This is a genomic window from Neobacillus sp. PVCKKU3 (genome assembly GCF_058323225.1).
In genome coordinates this window covers 169,145-187,386 of the sequence record NZ_JBLVQN010000003.1, presented here as the reverse complement: position 1 = coordinate 187,386, position 18,242 = coordinate 169,145, and the positions used below count along the sequence as shown (strand labels likewise).

The 18,242-nt window shown below is 41.8% G+C and carries 14 protein-coding genes and 3 riboswitches; of the genes, 8 read left to right on the top strand and 6 right to left on the bottom strand.

Features of this window, described 5'->3' with window-relative positions; translation table 11 throughout:
* Positions 1-32: 32 nt before the first annotated feature.
* Positions 33-1,664, bottom strand: coding sequence for an L-glutamate gamma-semialdehyde dehydrogenase (pruA, locus tag ACNQGS_RS03790; protein WP_491486185.1), 1,632 nt, complete (start codon positions 1,662-1,664; stop codon positions 33-35).
* Between the two features lie 299 nt (positions 1,665-1,963).
* Positions 1,964-2,044, top strand: a riboswitch (glycine riboswitch).
* A 130-nt stretch (positions 2,045-2,174) separates the two neighbouring features.
* On the opposite strand from pruA, the gene ACNQGS_RS03785 reads away from it, so the two are divergent.
* Entirely contained in the window at positions 2,175-3,539 is a 1,365-nt protein-coding gene (locus ACNQGS_RS03785; protein ID WP_491486184.1) for an amino acid permease, read from the top strand.
* Between the two features lie 74 nt (positions 3,540-3,613).
* Here ACNQGS_RS03785 and ACNQGS_RS03780 read toward each other — a convergent pair whose 3' ends face one another.
* The 4 genes from ACNQGS_RS03780 to ACNQGS_RS03765 form a co-directional block, all read right to left on the bottom strand.
* Positions 3,614-4,813 carry a phosphoglycerate dehydrogenase gene (locus ACNQGS_RS03780; protein WP_491486183.1) on the bottom strand — a complete coding sequence of 400 codons (1,200 nt, stop codon included), beginning with the start codon at positions 4,811-4,813 and terminating at the stop codon, positions 3,614-3,616.
* 49 nt (positions 4,814-4,862) lie between these two features.
* Positions 4,863-4,941, bottom strand: a riboswitch (ZMP/ZTP riboswitch).
* A 255-nt stretch (positions 4,942-5,196) separates the two neighbouring features.
* The gene (locus tag ACNQGS_RS03775; protein ID WP_491486182.1) at positions 5,197-6,648 is read right to left on the bottom strand and encodes a carbon starvation CstA family protein; all 1,452 of its coding nucleotides are present in this window, start codon (positions 6,646-6,648) and stop codon (positions 5,197-5,199) included.
* Between the two features lie 170 nt (positions 6,649-6,818).
* A complete protein-coding gene (locus ACNQGS_RS03770; protein ID WP_491486181.1) occupies positions 6,819-7,556 on the bottom strand; it encodes a LytR/AlgR family response regulator transcription factor in 738 nt (245 codons plus the stop codon).
* On the bottom strand, positions 7,557-9,290 hold the full coding sequence (locus ACNQGS_RS03765; RefSeq protein ID WP_491486180.1) for a LytS/YhcK type 5TM receptor domain-containing protein: 1,734 nt from the start codon (positions 9,288-9,290) through the stop codon (positions 7,557-7,559).
* 234 nt (positions 9,291-9,524) lie between these two features.
* On the opposite strand from ACNQGS_RS03765, the gene ACNQGS_RS03760 reads away from it, so the two are divergent.
* The 5 genes from ACNQGS_RS03760 to ACNQGS_RS03740 all read left to right on the top strand — a co-directional run bounded on the left by ACNQGS_RS03760 (position 9,525) and on the right by ACNQGS_RS03740 (position 14,152).
* Positions 9,525-10,685: an ABC transporter substrate-binding protein gene (locus ACNQGS_RS03760; protein ID WP_491486179.1), complete on the top strand. Its 1,161-nt coding sequence runs from the start codon at positions 9,525-9,527 to the stop codon at positions 10,683-10,685.
* Between the two features lie 158 nt (positions 10,686-10,843).
* Positions 10,844-11,728, top strand: coding sequence for a branched-chain amino acid ABC transporter permease (locus tag ACNQGS_RS03755; RefSeq protein WP_491486178.1), 885 nt, complete (start codon positions 10,844-10,846; stop codon positions 11,726-11,728).
* A gap of 4 nt (positions 11,729-11,732) precedes the next feature.
* Entirely contained in the window at positions 11,733-12,704 is a 972-nt protein-coding gene (locus ACNQGS_RS03750) for a branched-chain amino acid ABC transporter permease (protein ID WP_491486177.1), read from the top strand.
* Positions 12,676-13,449: an ABC transporter ATP-binding protein gene (locus ACNQGS_RS03745; RefSeq protein WP_491486176.1), complete on the top strand. Its 774-nt coding sequence runs from the start codon at positions 12,676-12,678 to the stop codon at positions 13,447-13,449. The genes ACNQGS_RS03750 and ACNQGS_RS03745 overlap by 29 nt, the downstream gene beginning before the upstream one ends.
* The gene (locus ACNQGS_RS03740; protein ID WP_491486175.1) at positions 13,442-14,152 is read left to right on the top strand and encodes an ABC transporter ATP-binding protein; all 711 of its coding nucleotides are present in this window, start codon (positions 13,442-13,444) and stop codon (positions 14,150-14,152) included. The genes ACNQGS_RS03745 and ACNQGS_RS03740 overlap by 8 nt, the downstream gene beginning before the upstream one ends.
* A gap of 44 nt (positions 14,153-14,196) precedes the next feature.
* On the opposite strand, the gene ACNQGS_RS03735 is transcribed toward ACNQGS_RS03740, so the two are convergent.
* On the bottom strand, positions 14,197-14,796 hold the full coding sequence (locus ACNQGS_RS03735; RefSeq protein WP_491486195.1) for an NADPH-dependent FMN reductase: 600 nt from the start codon (positions 14,794-14,796) through the stop codon (positions 14,197-14,199).
* Positions 14,797-15,043: 247 nt separating this feature from the next.
* On the opposite strand from ACNQGS_RS03735, the gene ACNQGS_RS03730 reads away from it, so the two are divergent.
* Together ACNQGS_RS03730 and ACNQGS_RS03725 are read left to right on the top strand one after the other, a co-directional pair.
* Positions 15,044-16,135 carry an LLM class flavin-dependent oxidoreductase gene (locus tag ACNQGS_RS03730; protein WP_491486174.1) on the top strand — a complete coding sequence of 364 codons (1,092 nt, stop codon included), beginning with the start codon at positions 15,044-15,046 and terminating at the stop codon, positions 16,133-16,135.
* A gap of 295 nt (positions 16,136-16,430) precedes the next feature.
* A complete protein-coding gene (locus ACNQGS_RS03725; protein ID WP_491486173.1) occupies positions 16,431-17,984 on the top strand; it encodes a flavin monoamine oxidase family protein in 1,554 nt (517 codons plus the stop codon).
* 148 nt (positions 17,985-18,132) lie between these two features.
* Positions 18,133-18,179: riboswitch (PreQ1 riboswitch) on the top strand.
* The last annotated feature ends 63 nt before the right edge of the window (positions 18,180-18,242 follow it).

The window sequence follows — 18,242 nt, the reverse complement described above, 5'->3', positions numbered from 1 at the left end:
GTTTGGTTTCAACCTCTTTTTTACATTATTTATTATTCTGCATCCATAAATGGATAAGCAACCTCTGCAGTTGGTGCAAAGTTTTCTTTGATGACACGAGGACTTGTCCAGCGAATCATGTTGAATACAGAACCTGCTTTATCGTTTGTACCAGATCCACGAGAACCGCCAAATGGCTGTTGATTAATCATCGCACCAGTTGGTTTATCATTGATATAAAAGTTTCCAGCTGCGCCGGATAAGCGGTTTTCTAAGTGAACAATGGCCCCGCGATCTTGGGCAAAGATTGAACCTGTTAAGGCATACATAGAAGCAGTATCTACTGCATGCAATGTTTCTTCTAATTGATCATTTTCATATACATAGATTGTTAAGACTGGTCCAAAGATTTCTTCCACCATTGTTTTGAAGTTTGGATTTGTAGTCACAATGATGGTCGGTTGAACGAAATATCCAACAGAATCATCATAAGTACCGCCAGCAATAATTTCTGCTTCTTCAGAAGCTGCTGCGTAATCGATATAGCTTGTAATTGAATCAAAAGCCGCTTTATCAATAACTGCACCCATGAAGTTTCTAAAATCGCGGACATCCCCAACTTTAAGCTTTGCCGTTTCTGCCACTAAACCGGCTTTTACTTCTTCCCACATACTTGCTGGAATATAAGCACGTGAAGCTGCGGAACATTTTTGACCTTGGTATTCAAATGCACCACGAACAAGGTTGGCTACTACTTTGTCTGCTTGTGCAGTTTCATGAGCGAATACAAAGTCTTTACCGCCTGTTTCCCCAATTAAACGAGGGTATGATTTATAGCTTGCAATGTTTTCCCCAACTGTTTTCCAAATCGTTTGGAACGTGCTTGTTGAACCGGTAAAATGGAATCCAGACATACGAGGGTCTGTTAGGACTACTTCTGATACTTGCGAACCACGAGAAGGCACGAAGTTGATGACACCTTTAGGTAATCCTGCCTCTTCTAAAATACGAATAAAGTAGTAGTTTGCTAGAATAGAAGTGGTAGCTGGTTTCCAAACGACTACGTTCCCCATCATTGCAGGAGCTGCTGGCAGGTTTCCGCCAATGGCTGTGAAGTTAAATGGAGAAATCGCCAATACAAAACCATCTAATGGACGGTAATCAGTACGATTCCATACATTCTTCATGCTGCTTGGCTGAATTTGATAAACTTGATTTGCATAATCAACGCCAAAACGTAAGAAGTCAACTAATTCTTGGGCAGAATCAATTTCAGCTTGAACAACTGTTTTGGACTGTCCTAACATCGTCGCGGCGTTCATTACATCACGGTATGGACCAGAGATTAAATCAGCAGCTTTTAAGAAAATAGCGGCGCGGTGTTCCCAAGCCATATTAGCCCATGCTTCTTTGGCAGCCATCGCCGCTTCAACAGCATCACGCAGCTCTTTTTCTCCGGCTTGCGAATAGTTTGCTAAAACATGTTGATGATCATGTGGCATAACCACTTGCTTCACTGTATCTGTCTTTATATTTTCGCCATTAATAATCACAGGAATATCGATTACGATACTAGATTGGCGTGTTAATTCTGCTTTTAATGTTTCCCGTTCTTTTGTACCTGGAGCATAAGTATTGCCAGGTTCATTTGTAGGAGTTGGGATTTTGAAAATTCCGTTACTCATTCTCTCACGTTCCTTCCCGTTTATATATTCTGTTCCCTTATAGACAAATCTACGTATTTCGACAATTATTATAACATACTTTTTCTGTTCTGGGACTTTCTATTGTCCCTTTATGAAAACGGATTCAAATCCATCCCTCGGGGGTGGTAAGTTAATTTCAGAGAGTCGATAAAATATTTAAGAGTCATTTATTGTTGACAAAGTAATTTAATACTACTAAAATTAAAAATTATTCAACAATACTATCTAAAAAACTTAATAATTAGCAAGCTATGATTGCTATGGATCACACTATAGCAGGAGCAGCTTCTGGAGAGACCGCGAAAATTACGCGGCGCCGAAGGGTTCACAATCTCAGGCAAAAGGACAGAAGAGTACTAAATATATATTTGTCGTGCTGGCAATTTTAAGCATAATAAGTATTATTTGTTATTCTTATGAACTAAGAGATTGGAGGACATCCAATCTCTTTTTTTATTGGGTTTTATAACTTCTAAGGAGGAGTCAACGTTGGCACAGCAAGAATTAAAGAAGAATTTAGCAAATCGGCATGTTCAACTAATTGCAATTGGCGGCACCATTGGTACCGGATTATTCTTAGGGTCGGGTAAAGCAATCCAACTAGCAGGTCCATCTATCATTCTAGCTTATTTAATCGTAGGGATGGCCTGTTTCTTTGTAATGAGGGCACTCGGAGAACTTCTGCTGTCAAAGGCAGGATATCAATCTTTTACCGACATTGCCGAGGATTATCTTGGACCTCGGATTGCGTTTGTAACGGGATGGACTTATTGGTTTTGCTGGATTATGACCGCTATGGCTGATGTGATTGCTGTTGGTGTATATGTACGATATTGGTTTGATATCCCACAGTGGATACCTGCAATGGTCTGTTTGGTCGTCTTATTGGGTCTCAATCTATTAACGGTAAAACTTTTTGGAGAATTGGAGTTCTGGTTTGCCTTAATAAAGGTCATTACCATTCTTGCCTTAATCGGAATTGGGGTGATTTTGCTAGTGATGGGATTCAAGACAGATGCAGGGGCGGTCTCTATTAAAAATCTTTGGGAACATGGCGGCCTTTTTCCAAATGGAATGACAGGCTTCTTGCTTTCATTCCAAATGGTCGTTTTTGCATTCGTTGGTGTGGAATTAGTGGGTGTATCGGCAGCAGAAACAGCCAATCCGGAAAAAAACATCCCTTCAGCCATTAATAAAATTCCTTTACGGATTTTATTTTTCTACGTTGGCGCATTGATCGTTCTTCTATGTATTAATCCATGGACGGAACTGAATGCCGCTGAAAGTCCGTTTGTCAAAACGTTTAGTATAGTCGGGATTCCGATTGCCGCAGGAATTATTAATTTTGTCGTTTTAACTTCAGCCGCTTCTGCTTGTAACAGTGGGATGTTTTCAACAAGCCGGATTTTATATAATTTAAGCAATAATAGCCAAGGTCCAGCGAATTTTGCAAGACTGAATAAAAATCATGTGCCAAGTAACGCGTTATTGATTTCGACTCTTGTCTTGACAGGGGGAGCGCTCCTTAGCAAACTTATTCCGGAGCAGGCTTTTGGAATTGTGACAACCATTAGTGCCATTTGTTTTATTTGGGTTTGGGGTGTTATTCTGGTTTGCCATTTAAGGTATAAAAAAAACCGTCAGGATTTACAGGCAAAGTCAAAATTTAAAGCACCATTTACACCATTTGTTAATTACGTGGTCCTAAGCTTGTTTGCGGCGATTCTCATCATCATGCTGTTTGCTGAGGCTACCCGTCCAGCCCTATTGTTGACACCAGTATGGTTTATTCTATTATTTATTTTGTATTCCTATAGAGGGAAAAAGGAAAAAAACATAAAATTATCAGCATAGACTCTAATAGTTTAAAAGAAATGGAGCCGGTATTGAAACCAGGCTCCATTTTCTTGTTAAAACGTAACATTCAATTAAATAATCCGTACTGTCACCATTCCGGAGATTTGATTTATTTTCTCCTCTAAGGAAGGAATAACATCCCCATTTACTTTATTATCAATGTCAATGATGGTATACGCATATTCTCCGCGGCTTCTGTTGACCATGTCGGCAATGTTTAAATGGTAGCCAGATATAGTTGAGGTAATCTGTCCTACCATGTTTGGAACATTGTGGTGGAATGCCGCCACGCGCCGCTTACCAGTATAAGGAAGGCTGGTATTTGGGAAATTCACTGAGTTTTTGATATTTCCTGTTTCTAAAAATTCCTTTACCTGACGAGCTGCCATGATTGCACAATTTTCCTCTGATTCATTTGTGGAGGCGCCTAGGTGCGGAATTGGAACGATATTTTTCATTTTAAGCACATTTTCATTCGGGAAATCGGTAACATACTTCCCAACTTTTCCGCTTTCTAGGGCTGCAGCCATGTCTGATTCATTGACAAGTTCACCACGGGAGAAGTTTAAAATATGAACACCAGGCTTCATGATACTGAATGTCGCTTGGTTAAACATACCTCTTGTGTCATCTGTTAGCGGTACGTGAACAGTGATATAGTCAGATTCTGCAAATAACTGTTCAATTGTCATTGCCCGCTGTACATTGCGGGACAAATTCCAAGCGGTATCGACAGAGATAAATGGATCAAATCCGATGACATCCATATCTAAATCCAACGCATCATTCGCCACAAGGGCACCAATCGCTCCTAAACCAATGACACCCAATGTTTTCCCTTTAATTTCTTTTCCGACAAATTGTTTTTTGCCTGCTTCGACAAGCTTTGGAATTTGTTCGCCTTCACCATCTAACGACTTAGTCCAAGCTACACCAGCAAAAAGGTTACGGGAAGAAGCTATTAATGAGGTAAGGACCATTTCTTTTACAGCGTTGGCATTTGCTCCAGGGGTATTGAATACAACAATACCTTGCTCTGTACATCTATCGACCGGAATATTGTTAACACCTGCTCCTGCTCTTGCGATTGCCTTTAAATTTTCACCGAATTCTAACGAGTGCATATTAAAGCTGCGAACAAGGATGGCATCGGGGTTTTCACTGCCGTTGTCAACCAGAAAGCCGTTCTTATTGAATACGTTTAGCCCTCTTTCCGCGATATTATTAAGGGTTTTGATGGTGTTCACTTTTTCTAAAGCGATCGTGCTCATTTTTCTTCCTCCTTTTATAAGCAGAAAGAGGCAAGGGAGTTAATTCCCTTACCTCTGCCCAGGCGAACGGCTTCAACACCGTGTGCTCCCTCGCGGTTATCCGCGTTTCGCCAGTTACACACGGCCTTTTAAACTTATTTCATCGTATCACAAATTTTCATAATTTTCTACCCTAAAGATTCATGGGGACGGTTCTTTTGTTTTAAAACAAAAGAACCGTCCCCATGCTTTACCTTATCGAAGGAAGAGCGCTAGGATCCCTCCTGTTATGATGAGTAGAATAATAATTTTAGCCAACAAAGGAACAGAATCCTTGCCCTTTAGATTAAGCTCTTCTTCCTTTTCATTGACAGTTTTCCGGTAGTTCGGGTTACAGCAGCCCATTAGGCCACCTTGTTCCAGCCGGATATGTCTTCTTCGAGAGGAAGATTATTGGCACGAGCCTTCTTAGCGGCATTAAAGAATAATACGAGCAGGATTATTGTGCCGATAGCCCCGCCAATCCATGAAACAGTTACGGATAATCCGAAGCCGATTGGGGCATTAAGGATATAAGTGATAACCATCAAAAGCATAAACGTTCCCGGAATCAGCGGAACAAAGTAGTTCTTCTTCGCAATATATAGATACATAGCGCCGACAAATAGAGCGATGACTGCTGTTGATTGGTTGGCCCAGTTAAAGTATCTCCATAAAATATTAAAGTCGATTTGAGTTAAGGCTGCTGAAATCACGAAAAGTGGAACTGCAATCCATAACCGGCTTGATAATTTCTTTTGCGCGATATTTAAATATTCTGCAATGATCATCCGTGCACTGCGGAAAGCAGTATCCCCGGAAGTGATTGGCAGGACTACAACACCTAGAACAGCAAGTGTACCGCCGATTGCGCCAAGAAGTGTGGTGGAAGCTTGGCTGACCACTGCACCAGGTCCGCCGGCAGCAAGGACTTCCTGCAAGCCGTTATAGCCATGGAACATGCTCATTCCGGCAGCAGCCCAAATCATCGCGATAACACCTTCTGTAATCATCATGCCGTAGAAAATTTTACGGCCTTCTTTTTCATTTTGTGTTGTGCGCGAAATGATTGGTGTTTGTGTAGCATGAAATCCTGATAAAGCGCCACATGAAATCGTGAAAAACAATAATGGGAAAATGGAAGCGCCAGCAGGATGGAAGTTTTTAAAAGATAGTTCTGGAATTGGCTGGCCTGTAACGACTAAGCCGATACCTACGCCGATGGCACTGATTAAAAGTAGCGCGCCGAAATATGGGTAAAGGCGGCCAATTACTTTATCAACTGGCAAAAGTGTAGCCAAAATGTAGTAGAGAAAAATAGCACCAATAATAACGGCTAAAGCTACTTTACCATTCATCAAGACATTCAAAAGTGCGGCTGGTGTTGTGACAAACACTGTACCTACTAATAAAAGCAACAGGACTGCAAAACCATTGACCACGTGTTTCATTACCTTCCCCAAAAATCTGCTGGCAAGCTCAGGAAGATGGGCGCCGCGGTTTCGGATGGAAATCATTCCTGTTAAATAATCGTGGACAGCACCGGCAAAAATACAGCCAACCACAATCCAGATAAAGGCAACAGGTCCATATAAAGCTCCTAATATAGGTCCGTAAACAGGTCCTGTTCCGGCGATATTCAATAATTGAATTAAAGAGTTCTTTGGTGTACTCATTGGCAAATAGTCAACACCATCGTTATTGACAAAGGCCGGCGTTGCTCTGTTTTCCTTTACGCCAAACATTTTTTCAACGAATTTGCCATACGTGAAATAACCGATTATTAACAGGGCAATCCCCGCAAGAAATGTATACAAGTTTTTTCCCCCTTTTAACAAATAAATGAATGCGTTTACATCCATAAGTATAAAAGAGAAGAAGTGAGATATGGGTAAATTGAGATTAAAAGGTAGATTTTTGGGATTAACATGTTTTCTTTCGAGTCTAAGATGCTGAAAATTAAATTACTTGTTCTTTTTTTAAAATATTAAATTTCAAGTCTTGTTCTTAATGCCTTTACATAATTCCTGCTGACAGACAGCATTTCCTTTCTACCTTCGATTTGCAGCTGGTAGGCGCCATTAAACCAAGGGGTCAATCGGGTAACATAGTCAAGGTTCACAAGAAAGCTTTTATGAATTCGGAAGAAACCAAAAGTAATCAGCCTAACCTCCAATTCTTTAAGAGGAATTTTCGTTTCAAACTCACCGTTGTTCGTGATCAGTCGTGTCCATTTGTCATCCCTGTAAATATAAAGAATATCCTTTGGTTCAATATAGAAGATTTCCCCTTCTGTTTCAATGGCTAGCTTTCCGGATTGTTTGCCTGCGTCAGCATCAGCATCCGAGGGGGTGCTCCTATTTTTTATAATACGGTTAACCGTCTCCTGTAATTGTCCCTCATCATAAGGCTTAAGTAGATAATCTATGGCATTATAGCGAAAAGCTTCAACGGCAAATTGCGGGTAGGCAGTGGCAAACACGACTAATGGTGTCTTTTTTAATTCCATCAATGCTTTTGCAGTACTCATCCCATTCATTTTTGGCATTTCAACATCCAGAAAAACGACATCTGGCTGAAGCTGAATGGCCTTCATGATTGTCTCCTGGCCGGATTCCGCTTCCCCGACAATTTGAATAGCAGGGAAATTCCCTAACAGGTGTTTAAGTTCATCCCTGCTGTATAGTTCATCATCTACAATCAGGGTTCTAATCAATTGTTCCATTTAGCCCGCCTCCAAACAAGGAATAGAAAGGGAGATTTCTGTCCCGATATTAATTTCACTTTTTACATTTAGGGCAGCTTCTTCGCCAAACACCATCGTCAATCTGCGATTTACATTATAAAGGGCTAACCCGTTTCCAGATTCAGAAGCTATCGGCGCTTTGCTGATCTGCCTGGCCCGCTCCGTGCTCATTCCAATCCCATTATCCTCAATTTTTACGTATGCCGACTCTTGCAGCATTTGAATCGTAATTTTTACAACGCAATTGCTAACCTTGTCTTTAATACCATGCTTTATGGCGTTTTCAACGATTGGCTGCAGGGTCAGAGGCGGAATCTGCTGCAGAAGGGCAGCTTCTTCTATTTCATAGATAACTTTCAATTTATTGATAAATCTTGCTTCTTCAATCGCTAAATAGGCTTTCACATGCCGCAATTCCTGTTCAAGTGTTGTCATGCTTTGGGTTGTGACGGATAGGTTTTGCCGTAAAAAATGCGACAGTGAGACAAGCAGTTCCCGTGCCTTTGGTGGATTGATTCGAATGAGTGAGAGAATCGTATTTAATGAATTAAATAGAAAATGAGGGCTTATTTGTGCTTGAAGAGCCTTAATTTCCGCTTCCTTTGCCAGCTGATAGGATTTATCGGCTTCAGCAATCTCAAGCTGGTTGCTTAATAGCAGGCTTAGTCCAGAAATCAATTCCATGGTGACTGGGGTGATTTCTTTTTCTGAGCGGAAGAAAAATTGTAAGGTTCCAATCGTCTCTCTCCGTTGTTTTAAAGGTGCAATGACGACGGCGTCAAGCGGACATTCCTCGGTTTCACAAAGGGTATTTCGCCGGGAAGTGGTAATTTCCCCTTTTTTTATAACGTCCTGTATGGTTTTGCTTTTAATCGTAAGATGTGGTAAATGATGATCATAGCCAAGGCCGACATGGGCCAATATTTCCACTGAATTTGTCATGGTCACGGCACTTGTTTTCATTTCATTATGGAGAATGTGGCAAACCACTTTGGCCGATTCGGTATTGAGCCCATTCCGGAGAAAGGCCAGAGTTTTGTCAGCGATACGCAATGTTTTTTGAGCCTGCAGGGCCCCTGCTTTCTCCTCTTCATTTATGACACTTTTAATAATGAGAAGGAAAAGCGCACAGCCAATCCCATTTGCAATAATCATCGGCAGGCCAATAATCTCAACTAAATCCCAGGCTTTTTCAAACGGCCGGGAGATTAATAGAATGACCAGCATTTGTATTGATTCTGCAAGGGCACCAAGCAGAAAAGAAGACTTTAGTTTTACATGCTTGTCTTTCTTATGGAAGAATCCTGCCAGTATTCCTGTCAAGATCGTGGCAAGTCCGCAGGATATCGCTGTAAACCCGCCTAAGGTAAAGCGGTGCAGCCCGGCAATTAGTCCGGCACCAATGCCGACTCGATAGCCGCCGAGGAGGCCCCCCAAAACGACACCTATGACCCGGGAGTTGGCAATCGCTTCATCCGAATTAAGGTCTGAGATCCAACGGTTAAATTGAAGACTATTTGTATTAAGTGTCAGTCCTGAATACGTGCCGATAATCCCAAAGGAGCCAAAGAAGACTATCGCAAGCACTTGCTGTTTTCGATTCAATTCCTCCCGATAAATCATGTCGCGAAAGAAAGGGAATCTTGTCAACACAAACGCGATCATCACAAGGATTCCAAGCCGCTCTACCATCGTAACTAATAATTCAAACATGGAAATCCTCCCTTTGCAAAAATAACTACCTTTCCTCTATTGTAACAGTATTAATAATATTGAAAATTATTTTTTAAAAGAAACTGCTAGATTAAAAGAATGTAAGCGTTTTATTATTTTTCCAATAGAAATAAAATTCTAAAAATTCAGTTCAAAATCTTTACATTGAAATAATATTAGTATTTAATAGATATATATAACTAATTTTGTCGAAAAATAGGGGGAAAGAAGGACATGAGAAAAATCCTTAATAAGTCGTTTCTGCTTTTTACCGTTCTTTTACTTGTTGTCTTAACAGCATGCAGTAATAATTCAGAAACTTCTGGCAAAAAAGACGATACGAAAGAAAGCGGCAAGGCTGTGGAAGCAAAAATCGGTGTTGTTTCCTATTTAACTGGACCTGGAGCAGCTTACGGTGAAGCTATTACTAACGGTTTTAATTTAGCGAAAAAAGAAATTAATGCAAAGGGCGATGTCAAAATCGATCTTGTTGTTGAAGACTCAGCAGGTAAACAGGAACAAGCTTTATCTGCAGCTCAAAAGTTAATGAGTGACGATAGTATTGTAGCCCTATTGGGACCTACTTTAAGTACAGAAATGAATGTTGTCGGCCCTGAGGCAGACTTGAATGGTATTCCAATTATGGGTACGTCCACAACTGCTGATGGAATCCCGCAAATTGGCGACTATGTATTCAGAAACTCGCTGCCTGAAGCACTTGCTATTCCTGCATCTGTGAAAAAGGCAGTTGATAAATATAAAGTGAAGAAAGTTGCGATTCTTTACGGTAATGACGACGTATTCACAAAATCCGGCTATGACACGATGAAAAAGACAGCGGAAAAGATGAAGCTTGATGTCGTAACTACCGAGACTTTCCAAAAGGGTCAAGCTGACTACAATGCGCAATTAACAAAAATCAAAGGACTTCAGCCAGACCTAATCCTATGTTCCGCTCTTTACAATGAAGGTGCTGTAATCATGGACCAGGCACGCAAAATGGGCATTGATGTACCATTTGTCGGCGGAAACGGATTTAACTCTCCACAAGTGATTCAAATTGCTGGACAAGCTGCAGATGGCTTAATTGTGGCAACTCCTTGGTTTGCTGAAAAGGAAGATCCGAAGGTTCAAGAATTCGTGAAAAAATATGAGTCTGAATATGGCAAGAAACCAGACCAATTCGCAGCGCAGGCTTACGATGCACTATACATCATGGCTGAGGCTCTAAAAAATGCGGGTGAGGCAGACCGCGACGCATTGCGTGATTCCCTTGCAGAAATTAAGGACTTCCCAGGTATTCTTGGTAAATTCTCCTTTGACAAGGATGGGGACGTTGTAATGGATCCAACCGTTCTTGTCATCAAAGACGGCAAATTCCAAATCTTTGAATAAGGTGAATCCTTCTTGGGTTGGGAACACTGGAAGAATGATCAGGAATTTGAATTGAAAACTTCCAACCAACTGCTCCTCGCTCCGGGCTTTTAGCCTTCCGGCGGGGGGCTTTCATTACTATTGGTTTCAAAAAATTTGGAGTTAGCGGGTGAGATGTTTTGCTATTAGAACAGCTAATTAACGGAATCACACTAGGAAGCATCTATGCCATCGTTGCCCTTGGATTTACACTTGTCTTTGGAGTTCTAGGCATCATTAATATGGCGCACGGTGAAATCTTTATGTTTGGCGCTTTTATTGGAGTAATTGTGACAGATACACTAGGTTGGCCGATTTGGCTGGCGTTTATTGCAGCCATCGTTGTCACGGCCATTTTAGGTTTCTTGATGGAAAACCTTGCACTGCGCCCGCTGCGCGGGAAACCAGGTGTCTCCCATCTTGCTCCATTAATAAGCACGATTGGCGTATCAATATTATTAGAAAATTTATCGCATCATTTATTTGGAGCAGGTAATCATCCTTTTAAAAATGCCTTTGCAGAGATTCATTTTCAAATTGGCTCGATTACGATTTATGTCGTACAAATTGTTATTTTCGTCATCTCTGTCGTTTTAATGTTAGGTCTTTCCTATTGGCTTTCAAAAACAAGAGCAGGAAAAGCCCTTCGTTCAACGGCTGAGAATTTAGAAACAGCTAGCATTCTCGGAGTAAATACGAAAAGAATCATCACCTTAACGGTTGTCATAGCTTCCGCAATGGGGGGAATCGCCGGGATTCTTGTAGGAATGGCGTTTAACTCGGTTAACCCGCAAATGGGCTTATCGATGGGGTTAAAGGGACTTGCCATTATCATCTTGGGCGGTATGGGCAATGTGAAAGGTGCCATGGCCGGGGGCTTAATTCTTGGTTTAGCTGAAACGCTCATTGTTGCTTATGGTGATTCAGGATATCGGGATGCCATTGCATTCATCGCAATCATCGTGATTCTTCTAATACGGCCGCAGGGATTATTCGGCCAAAAGACATCTGAGGGAAGGCCGTGATGACATGCTTGGAGACTTTCTAAATCCATACTACCTTCAAGTCGCTTCGTTTATTATGATTAACATTATTTTAGGTTTGAGCATTTACGTTACCCTTTCTTCCGGCCAGCTCTCCTTAGGGAATGCCGGGTTTATGGGGATTGGAGCCTATACGTCTGCGTTGTTGACAATAAATTACGATATGCCGATTGTCGTTGGTGTCATTGCCGGGGCATTGATGGCAGGAATCGTCGGTATTATCATCGGCATTCCGTCACTTCGGTTAACGGGCGTTTATCTGGCTATTGCCACGCTTGGCTTCGGCGAAGTCATTCGTGTGTTCCTCATCAATTGGGAATCCCTTACTAAGGGTGCAGTCGGCCTATCAGGTATTCCGCAAATTGGCAGGGAACTGCTCAAATTCTCAAGGGATGCCGGATTTAATCCGCTGGACATTGGTTTGAAAAATAATCAATTTGTTTATTTATTGGTCCTAATCATATTAGTCATCGTTAATATTTTTGTTATTTGGTTTATTATCAGGCAGAATAAGTCACGTGTCGGCCGGGCGTTTGCAGCTATTAAAATGGATGAAAAAGCGGCGGAGGCAATGGGAATTAATATCACTTATTACAAAGTTTTATCTTTTGTTCAAGGGGCTCTTTTTTCAGGCTTTGCGGGTGCATTATTCGCACACGTCATGGGGTATATCAGTCCGGCTGACTTTTCCTACCACCGCGCTGTTGAGATTTTAATTTTTGCGGTATTCGGAGGCAGCGAAGTGATTTGGGGCTCCATTTTCGGTGCCACCTTCATGACCCTGATGCCTGAAGTATTACGCTTTATCAGCGAATACCGTTATATGATTTATGGTGCCATTCTAATCTTAATGATGGCTTTCCGTCCGCAGGGAATTATTGATATTTCCATTTTACAAAAGTTACAGCTGCCAAAGAGGGGGATTAAGCATGGTTCTAAACATCAAAAACATCTCTAAAAATTTTGGCGGAATCTCGGCATTAACTGATGTTTCCTTTTCTCTCAGGGAAGGAGAAATCTACGGTCTCATCGGCCCAAACGGAGCAGGGAAAACGACCATGTTTAACATGATTACGAATATGTTCCCTCCGACATCGGGTGAAATTACTTTTTTTGATGAAAAAATTACCGGCATAAAGCCGCATAAAATTACCAATAAGGGAATTTGCCGGACCTTCCAAAATATCCGTCTGTTCCCGCAAATGACGGTTCTTGAAAATGTATTGGTCGGCGGGCATTCCCGCAGCAAATCGGGTGTCTTTAGCGGCGTGCTAAGGACAAGGTCACAGCGTGCCGAAGAAGAAAGATTGCGGACCACTGCGGGTGAGCTGCTGGAATTGGTGGGCCTAGCCGAGTTTGAAGATGCAGTTGCGGAAAACCTAGCCTATGGCCAGCAAAGAAGGCTGGAAATTGCCAGAGCATTGGCCAGCGATCCGAAGCTTTTATTATTGGATGAGCCCGCGGCAGGCATGAACGAAACGGAAACGGAAGAGCTTTACGGCTTAATTAAGAAGGTCCAGAAAAAGGGTATTACCGTCCTTTTGATCGAACATGACATGCCGCTTGTGATGAAGCTGTGCGACAGAATCGTGGTTTTAAATTTCGGGAAAAAACTTGCTGAAGGTACACCAGAGGAAATTCAAAACAACCAAGCTGTTATTGAGGCCTACCTCGGTAAAGAGGAGGAAGATGATATTGCTTAAAGTAACAGGAATTGAAACGTATTATGGGAAAATCCAGGCCCTTAAAGGAGTCAGCCTTGAGGTTGAACAAGGGAAAATCGTCACCATCCTTGGGGCGAACGGGGCTGGCAAAACCACAACGATGAAAACAATTGCCGGGTTAATTAAGCCAAAGACTGGAAGCATTGAGTTTTTAGGTGAAAATGTAACGGGGCTTCGTCCTGACCAGCTTGTTAAAAAAGGAGTCTCTCTTGTTCCTGAGGGCAGAGCTATCCTATCTGGCATGACCGTCATGGAAAACCTTGAAATGGGAGCATATCAACGAAACGATAAAGAGATTGACAAGGATATCGAAGACGTGATGAGGCGTTTTCCTATTTTAAAGGAAAGAAAGAGTCAATTGGGCGGTACTCTGTCGGGCGGCCAGCAGCAAATGCTTGCCATCGCCCGTGCCTTGCTGGCACGTCCTAAGCTATTATTGCTGGACGAGCCTTCAATGGGACTAGCCCCGTTGATTGTGGCGGAGATTTTTAAAATCATCAAGGAAATTAAAGACGCCGGGACTACAGTGCTTGTCGTCGAACAAAATGCTAAGCAGGCCTTGAAAATTGCCGATTATGGATACGTTCTGGAAACCGGGAAAGTTATCATTCAAGGCAAGGCGAAAGACCTGTTAGAGGATCCGAGAATTGTTGAGGCATATCTGGGGAAAAGAACCGGATGATTTATAAAAAAAGGAGATTGCTTTCGGGCAATCTCCTTGTTTGCTTATCGTAAAGTTTTTAATGCGCCGCTCCAAGAGTTTACCTGATCAAGCATAGCATTTACGTTATCAAGGTGTAATGCTTGTGGCTTGAAAACAGATCCGTTTTCGAAATCAGTGAACAAAGATAATGTTGGATGTACGCGAACGTCAGCGATCATTAACTCGCCCATGATACCGCGTAAATGCTCAGCAGCACGTGCGCCGCCTGTAGAACCATAGCTTACGATACCTGCTGCTTTGTTGTTCCATGCTTCACGAGCAAAATCAAGAGCATTTTTTAAAGCGCCAGTGATGCTGTGGTTGTATTCTTGAACGATAAATACAAAGCCATCCAAGTTAGCAAGCTTTTCATTCCATTTTGCGATTCCTGGTTCTGTTCCATCAGTTGTTCCTAAGAATGGTAAGTTGAAATCAGCGATATCTACGATTTCATAGTTGGCATCCCCGCGTTTGTCCGCGATACCTTTTACCCATTCGCCAACTTGCGGGCTTACACGTCCTTCACGAGTGCTTCCTAAGATAATACCGATATTTAATTTTTCAGTTGTCATTTTGTCTTCCTCCTTAGCTGAATTGCCAAATAATTTGTCTATAAATCCCATTTCCTGCTGCACCACCTTGTATTTTCTTGATGTTAGGCATGTGACCTTATTTTTTTGCTTTATTGCAAAAATTAAACCTAAATAAACAAAGGTAAATGAAGTGTATTAGGCGCATTTACACATCATTTTCCTTGAATTAAAATATCTTTAATCTGAGATTTATGATAGAATAATGAATGGATATTGTCAAGTAATCAATACTATTAGTAAGTTTTGTTTGCTATAGAACTTTGGGAGGATACCGCAAATGAAGACAGATAATATAAATGAAAATAACGGTATGGAAGTTGGCATATATACACTAGGAGACCTGGTACCAGACCCGCAAACAGGTAAAACCATTAGTGCCAGACAAAGGATGGCAGAAATTTTGGAAGCTGCAAAAATGGCCGACGAGGCCGGCCTCGATGTCTTTGGTGTTGGTGAACACCATCGACTTGACTATGCGGCGTCTTCACCGCCTGTGATTCTTTCCGCCATTTCTCAAGTGACAAAACGGGTGAAACTGGCAAGTACAACGACTGTCTTAGGGACTGTTGATCCAGTGCGGTTATTTGAAGACTTCTCGACGCTGGACCTTTTGTCGGATGGACGGGCAGAAGTGATTGCGGGCCGCGGGGCCTTTGTGGAATCCTTTTCACTGTTTGGTTATGATTTGGATGATTATGATGGGCTGTTTGAAGAAAACATCGATTTATTTTTGAAGTTAAATGCAAATGAAAGAGTGACTTGGACAGGAAAATTTAGAACCCCATTAAGGGACGCGGAAATCGCCCCTAGGCCTGTCCAAAAGGGGATTCCGTTTTGGGTAGGAGTCGGAGGTTCGCCGGAAAGCGCGATCCGTGCCGGTAAATATGGCGCGGGCTTAACGATGGCGATCCTTGGCGGTGATCCGATGAGATTTAAGCAGATTGTGGAAGTATATCGCAAGACAGCAACAGAAGCTGGGTTTGCGCTTGATGATTTAAAGGTGGCCGTAACGGGACATGCGTTTATTTCAGAGACGAGCCAACTGGCGAAAGACAATTATTTCCCTTACTACGCAAATTATCGTGGGTTTTTCAATCAGGAACACGGGGTAAATGCCATGGCGCGGGAGGAATTTGAAAAACTTACTGGACCGGAAACCGCCCTGTTTGTCGGCAGTCCGCAGGAGATTACTGAAAAGATCCTTCGCCAATATGAGCTTTTTGGCCATCAACGTTTCATGGCGCAAATGGATATCGGCGGCATGCCATTTAAAAAGGTAGCAGAATCCATTGAACTTTTGGCGACCAAGGTGGCGCCGGTTGTTCGACGCGAAACAAACAAAGCAGTTAAACTGCCTGTTTCATTGTAAGCATCAGTAGTTGGAGTCCAAAAAAATGGGCTCCTTTTTTGCGTTTATAAACCAAAAACCGCCATTTTTTACTCCATGCTAAAGCGGCATAAATGGGAATTCTGGCCATGCTGCCAGCCATTGTGTTCATAAGTATCTACAGGTCACCAGTCCGTTGATAAAAATAAACCAGATGACCTACTGCCTGCCTAAAGCCAAAAAGAGAAGCCATGCATATTTTATTGATAGATATTACTATCACAGGATAGTGATTCAATCATTAGCATGATTTATTTTTGCAAAAGGAGGACAGGCTTTGGCACGAACACCATTAGCAGGTATTTTGCAGAAGTCTTTTGCTGCGGCCAGTGCCGCGGTGGAAAAGGAAAAAAGTACTGGACAAGCTAATTTAAAGGAAGGTATCACGGTACAAGATCTCGATGACATTCCAGATAAGGAAAAGAAGCAGTTAATTACAAGTAGTTTTCATAAAGCACCAAGGGTAGTCATTGTGGGAGCAGGATTGGCGGGACTCACGAGCGCCTTACGACTTAAACAGCAAGGGATTATCGCAACCATTTATGAAGCGGCCAATCGAGTTGGGGGGCGTTGTTGGACAAGAAGGGGGCATTTTAAAGACGGCCAAATCGTCGAACGCGGTGGGGAATTAATAGATACAGGTCATAAAGAGATTCAAGAATTGGGAAAAGAGCTTGGCTTGGAATTTGATAATGTAGTGATGGCAGAACCAAAAGGGACAATGCCATTTTATTTTTTTGATGGCTGCTCCTATACCTTTGAGGAAGTCACAAATGATTTTATGCATATTTTGCCTAAACTCAAAAAGGATTTAATAGAGGTTGGTGAGACCACACTTTACAATCATTATACTGAACGTGGGTATGAACTGGATCATATGTCAGTGTTGGATTATATTAATGAAATTGTACCGGGAGGAATTCAATCAAAATTCGGTAAATTATTGGAAGTTGCCTATACCGTTGAAAATGGAGCAGATGCAAGTCTGCAGAGTGCATTAAATCTCCTCTATATGTTGGGCTTTGCCCAAAAGGATCATTTTCACATATATGGAGACTCAGATGAGTGCTTTCATATTAGAGGTGGAAATGATCAGCTCCCCACCTTATTAGCTGACAATCTTACAGGACAAATCGAGTTAAATTCCCCTCTTATAAAAATTGAACAAACCAGCCAAAATGAAATAAGACTTACCTTTCGAAATCGTATAAAGGAATGGGAGGTTTTGGCCGATAAAGTTATTCTGGCTATTCCTTTTAAGATTTTAAGAACAATAGATTTTGAGAATGCCAGCTTTCGAGACTTAAAGAAAATAGCGATTGAAGAATTGGGAATGGGGGTAAATACAAAGCTCCATGCACAGTTTGCCCAGCGATTCTGGAATGACCTTGGGAATAATGGAGAAACCTTTACGGATACTGGCTACCAGCAGACCTTCGAATCCTCACGTACCCAACAAGGCACTTCAGGAATTTTGGTCAATTATACGGGAGGCGAAACAGCAGCCAAACTTTCTGCGTTAACAGTAACAGAAAAGAAGGAGATTGCTAAAAGTTTCTTGGACAAGTTAGACCCCGTGTTGCCAGGAAGTACAAGTAATTGGAATGGTTTAGCCACGGTTGATCACTGGCTTAGCAACCAATGGTCAAAAGGAGCCTATTCTTACTGGAAAGTAGGCCAATACACAAAATTTGCCGGAATAGTTGGAGAGCGGGAAGGCAATATCTTCTTCGCTGGTGAACACACCTCCATTAAGTATCCAGGCTATTTAAATGGAGCAGTGGAATCCGGGGAAAGGGCTGCGAAAGAAATAATCAATGATTTACTATAAAAAGTAATGTTATGTTCAAAGATTAGATTTCTATAAATTATTAGACAGATACAAACAAAATGCTTGTCCCCTCGCTAAAAATTTTCCATTTGACGAATAGTGCACTGTCCAATATAGTATAAATATAAAAATAGAATACCCGTATCGAACGGGAGAGGTTCATAGCTGTTACCCTCTATAAAAAACTATGGATTCATGTCAATAAAGCCATGTCCATAAGGATGTGGCTTTTCTGCTTTTATCCCCTTAGTTTGATTA